This is a genomic window from Promineifilum sp. (SeqCode) (assembly GCF_041918635.1).
Lineage (GTDB): Bacteria > Chloroflexota > Anaerolineae > Promineifilales > Promineifilaceae > Promineifilum.
The window spans coordinates 1-4,625 of record NZ_JAYRVJ010000497.1; the positions used below are offsets into that span (position 1 = coordinate 1).

4 protein-coding genes are annotated in these 4,625 nt (G+C 65.2%); 3 read left to right on the top strand and 1 reads right to left on the bottom strand.

Annotation, left to right across the window (positions count from 1 at the left end; translation table 11 throughout):
* Positions 1-125 precede the first annotated feature (125 nt).
* Positions 126-1,289, top strand: a complete 1,164-nt coding sequence (locus ACE3UY_RS15130) for a S1C family serine protease (RefSeq protein WP_374688334.1) — start codon at positions 126-128, stop codon at positions 1,287-1,289.
* A 78-nt stretch (positions 1,290-1,367) separates the two neighbouring features.
* A complete protein-coding gene (locus ACE3UY_RS15135; protein WP_374688335.1) occupies positions 1,368-1,817 on the top strand; it encodes an acyl-CoA thioesterase in 450 nt (149 codons plus the stop codon).
* Between the two features lie 59 nt (positions 1,818-1,876).
* On the opposite strand, the gene ACE3UY_RS15140 is transcribed toward ACE3UY_RS15135, so the two are convergent.
* Positions 1,877-3,268: a serine hydrolase domain-containing protein gene (locus ACE3UY_RS15140; protein WP_374688336.1), complete on the bottom strand. Its 1,392-nt coding sequence runs from the start codon at positions 3,266-3,268 to the stop codon at positions 1,877-1,879.
* A gap of 232 nt (positions 3,269-3,500) precedes the next feature.
* Here ACE3UY_RS15140 and cax point away from each other — a divergent pair, with 232 nt between their 5' ends.
* Entirely contained in the window at positions 3,501-4,574 is a 1,074-nt protein-coding gene (cax, locus tag ACE3UY_RS15145) for a calcium/proton exchanger (RefSeq protein ID WP_374688337.1), read from the top strand.
* Positions 4,575-4,625 lie beyond the last annotated feature (51 nt).

Here is a 4,625-nt window from a genome sequence, read left to right on the forward strand (position 1 = left end):
CGAAGCGGAAGCCTTCGCCGCCGCCGTGGCTGCCCTCTACGAAGCGGCCACCGGGCTGACACCTCAACTCTACATCTGCGCCGCCACTGACGGCGCGGCGGTCGTAGCTGACCGCGGCTAGCAACATGAAGCGCGCCTACCGCTGCTTCGGCCTGCTGATACTGGCCGCGCTGTTTCTGGCCGGCTGCCGGCTATCCGGCGCGAACTCCACGTTGACCACCGCGCCGGCGGCTACAGCCACCCCAATCATCCTCATCGCCACGCCGACACCCCTCTCGGAGGCCGACCTGTTGCCGCTCGACATCGAGGAGCAGTTGATCACCAACCTCTACCAGCGCGCTGGCCCCTCTGTCGTCCACATTGCCACGCAGATCGTGACGATGGACTTCTTCTTCGGCCCGACGGCCAGCGAGGGAACCGGCTCCGGCTTCATCTGGGACGATGCCGGCCCCGGTGCGGGCCACATCGTCACCAACTACCACGTTATCGCCGACGCCGACCGCATCGAGGTTATCTTCGCCGACGAGAGCGAGGCCGAGGCGGAGGTCGTCGGCGTCGATCCGCGCAACGATCTGGCCGTGCTGCGCGTCGTCGGGACGACCGCGCCGCTCAACCCGCTGCCGTTGGGCGGCTCGGCTGACATCCGTGTGGGTCAGCGGGCCATCGCCATCGGCAACCCGTTTGGACTTGACCAAACGTTGACGACCGGCGTGATCAGCGCCCTGGGCCGTCCGCTGGAGACAGACGCGGGCGACTTCATCTTCAACGTCATCCAGACGGACGCGGCCATCAACCCCGGCAACTCGGGCGGGCCGCTGCTAAACTCGCGCGGCCAGGTGATCGGCATCAACACGGCCATCCAGCAGGGCGCGGAGGGCATCGGTTTCGCCGTGCCGGTGGACACGCTGAAGCGCGTCGTCCCGGTGCTCATTGCCGAGGGGCGCTACCAGCACCCGACGCTGGGCCTGCTGGGCTATTCGATCAGCGCGGGGCTGGCGCAGGAGTTGGGCCTGCCGGTAGAACAGGGCGTGCTGGTGGCCCAATTGGCGCGGGGCGGCCCGGCCGCTGAGGCGGGCGTGCGCGGCGCGCAACAGGAAGTCATCATCGGCAACCAGCGCGTCCTGGCCGGCGGCGACATCATCGTCGCCATCGACGGGCAGACAGTAGCCGACTGGAATCAACTGCTGGAATATCTGGAACTGAACAAGCGCGCCGGCGATCGGGCCACGCTATCGCTGCTGCGCGAGGGAGAGCCGCTGGAAGTCCAGGTAACGCTGGCCGCCGAATGACGCGCGAGACCTGACAGGTCTGAGAAACGTGCTAGAATGGGGTCGCCCGGCATCACCAATAGCGCCGCGGACTTACCCATGACTCAGACCAACTACCCTTACGAAATATCCCTGGAAGTCGCCTTTCGCGACATCGACGCGATGGGCCACGTCAACAACGCCGTCTTCTTCGCCTACTACGAGACGGTGCGCATCAAGTACCTGGGCGAGATCATGGAGCACAGCGGCCTGATGGGCACGGAGTTGCTCGATTTGCCGCTCATCCTGGTCGAGGCCAATTGCATCTACAAGTCGCCGGCGCTGCTGACCGAGAAGATCTACGTGGGCACGGGCATCTCCCGCTTCGGCACCAAGAGTTTTGACATGCTCTACCGCGTGCAAGGGGAAGACGGCCGGCTGATCGCCTATGGTAAGACGGTGCAGGTGATGTACGATTACATCTCGCGCAGCGCCTTCCCCATCCCCGACAGCGTACGCGAGTACGTGACGCGCTACCAGGGGGCGTGGCAACCGCCGGCGTACCCGTAGGGGCCAGGTTCTAGGGGCCAGGGTTTAGGGAAGAGCGCTCTTCCTTAGTCCCCTAGTCCCTAACCCCTATCCCCTTTCTTGTGTAGCCGGCTCGTGCGCAACCACGTGACGCGCCCCTGGTCGTCCTGCAGAAACTCAGCCTTCATGTTGATGAGCGGCGGGTCAAGGGCGATGGCCGCGTCGGGGGCGAAGAAGGCCAGACGGCTAGGCGGCGGCGCGGGCGAGGGGGGCGAGTCTACGTCGGGGAAGCCGCCCTTCGGCGTCGCGCGCACGATCATCTGCCCATCCTCCACCACGAGCGCCAACGTCGTCATCTGCGCCTCGTACGTCCCGGCGTAGACCGCCAACTCCTCGTCGCTCAGCGTTAGATAGTTCATCTCCGGTTCGCGCAGGTCGAGGTAGTGGGCCAGCGCCCACTTCGTCACCTCGTCGTTGAGCATGCTGCCCTCTTCGGCGTTGGTCAGCACCGTCAGGGCAAAACCGCGCGACGGGACGAACAGGAAAGCGGAGAGCTGGCCGTTGGTCGCCCCACCGTGCAGGACAATGCGCGTCCCATCGATCTCCCGCAGCAGCCAGCTTAGCCCCATCTGCCGGCCCAGGTTGGCCGGGCAGCAAGGGGTTTGCATGGCGGCCATTGTCTCTGGCGCCAGCAGGCGCTCGCCGTCCGGGGTCGCGCCGTCGCCCAGGTGGAAGGCGGCGTAGCGCAACTGGTCGCGGGCGCTGGAACACAGCCCGCCGACCGGGTTGGCCGCCCGCGCCAACGCCCAGGGGCGTTCGACCACCAGCCCCTCTTTCTCGTCTACCCGATGCCCGACGGCGAAGCGGCGCGAGATGACGTCGGCCGGCGCGAAGAAGGAGTTGTCCATGCCCAGCGGGTCGAGCACCAACTCCTGGGCCACCACTTCATACGGCCGGCCGGTCACGACCTCGATGACCCGCCCCGCCAGGCCGAAACCGGCGTTGTTGTACGACCAGATCGCGCCGACGGGGACGACCTGCTCCAGACCGGCCATTTCGGCCACGTAGCGGGCCAGGCAGTCGTCGCCGCTGCCCGTCTCGCGGAAGAAGTCGCCCGTCCAGCCGCCCATGTGGGTCAACAGATGGCGCATCGTCACCGTGGCCTCGACTTCCTTATCGCGGAGGCGCAAGTCCGGCAAGTAGTCGCGCACCGGCCGATCCAGGTCGAGTTGGCCCCGCTCGACCAGCCGCATGACGATCGTGCCGGTGATGGTCTTGGTCGTGGAGCCGATCTGGAAGAGCGTATCGGCCGTCACGGGCAGAGGGTTCTCGACGCTGGTGACGCCAAAGCCGGCCAGGTGCTGCCGGCCGTTGTGCAGCAGTCCCACGGCCACGCCCGGCACTTGCAGCCGGCGCATCTCGGAGATGATGAACTCGCTCAGTTGGGCGAAGTCGGGGTCGGTATTCTCATGATGAATGGGTAGGTATTGCACAGTCGCTTCTCCTGTAGCGTTGATCGGCGGCCGGTAGCGCGGGGATAAGCTGCCTGGCGCCTTCACAACCAGGCAGCGGTGGCGCTTGCCGGTCGAGCGATTATAGGCCATTCGCGGCGGGATCGAAACCTGGGCCGTAGCGCGATTTGGCAAATGGCGCTACGGGGCTACAATTTCGCCGACCTTATTTTGATTGGCTCACTACCGGAGGGTTGTCCGCATGGATTCGCTGTTGAAACGGATTGAACATTGGACGGGACTTGGCCCCATCCTGCTCATCTTCTTCTTGTTTGTGCCCATCGCCGTTATTCTGGAGTTGGCCCACGCCGATCCGCTCTGGATCCTGCTGGCCTCGGCCGCGGCCATCGTGCCGCTGGCCGGCATGATCGGCGAGGGCACGGAGGCGCTGGCCGAGAAGGTTGGTCAGCGGGCGGGCGGTCTGCTGAACGCCACGCTGGGCAACGCCGCCGAACTCATCATCGCCATCGTCGCCCTGCGCCAGGGGCTTATCGAACTGGTGCTGGCCTCCATCACCGGCTCCATCCTGGGCAACCTGCTGCTGGTCTTAGGTCTATCGCTGCTGGTTGGCGGCCTGAAGAACGGCGTCCAGCGCTTCGACCGCGAGAACGCCGGTATCGACGCCACGATGCTGGTGCTGTCTGTCTTTGCCCTGGCCATCCCCTCTTTCTTCAACCTGGCCCTGGAGCCCGACTTTCAGAAGGTAGAGTTCCTGAGCATCGGCGCGTCCATCGCCATCCTGGTCATGTATGGGCTGAGCATCCTCTACTCCTTCACGTCGCGGACGCTGGAAGCCAACCCGGTGGCCCGCGAGGCGCACGCGCCCGCGGGGTGGAGCACCCGACACGCGCTGATCATCCTGGTCATCGCCGTGGGGCTTATCGCGCTGCTGTCGGAGTTCCTGGTCGGAGCGGTGGAACCGGTGACGGCCTCGCTGGGTCTGAGCGAGTTCTTCCTGGGCATTATCCTCATCCCCCTGGTCGGCAATGCCGCCGAGCACTTTGTAGCCGTCACGGTGGCGCGCAAGAATCAGATGGATCTGAGCCTGAGCATCGCCATCGGCTCCAGCCTCCAGATCGCCCTGTTCGTCGCGCCGGCGCTGGTCTTCATCAGTCTGGCTTTGGGCAACCCGATGCCGCTGGAGTTCACGCAGTACGAGGTGCTGGCCGTGGCCGCGGCCTCGCTAATCGCCGCGTTCGTCTCGCTGGACGGCAAGAGCAACTGGCTGGAAGGATCGATGCTACTGGTGCTCTACGTCATCCTGGGCGTAGCCTTTTTCTTCCTGTAAGAGAATGAATGGCTACGGACTTCGACGGATGACACGGATTAAGAACGGTAC

What these genes read in the sequence shown, in the direction of transcription:
- ACE3UY_RS15130 (WP_374688334.1), top strand. Translation starts at nt 126, where the DNA reads ATGAAGCGCGCCTACCGCTGCTTCGGCCTGCTGATACTGGCCGCGCTG.
- ACE3UY_RS15135 (WP_374688335.1), top strand. Translation starts at nt 1,368, where the DNA reads ATGACTCAGACCAACTACCCTTACGAAATATCCCTGGAAGTCGCCTTT.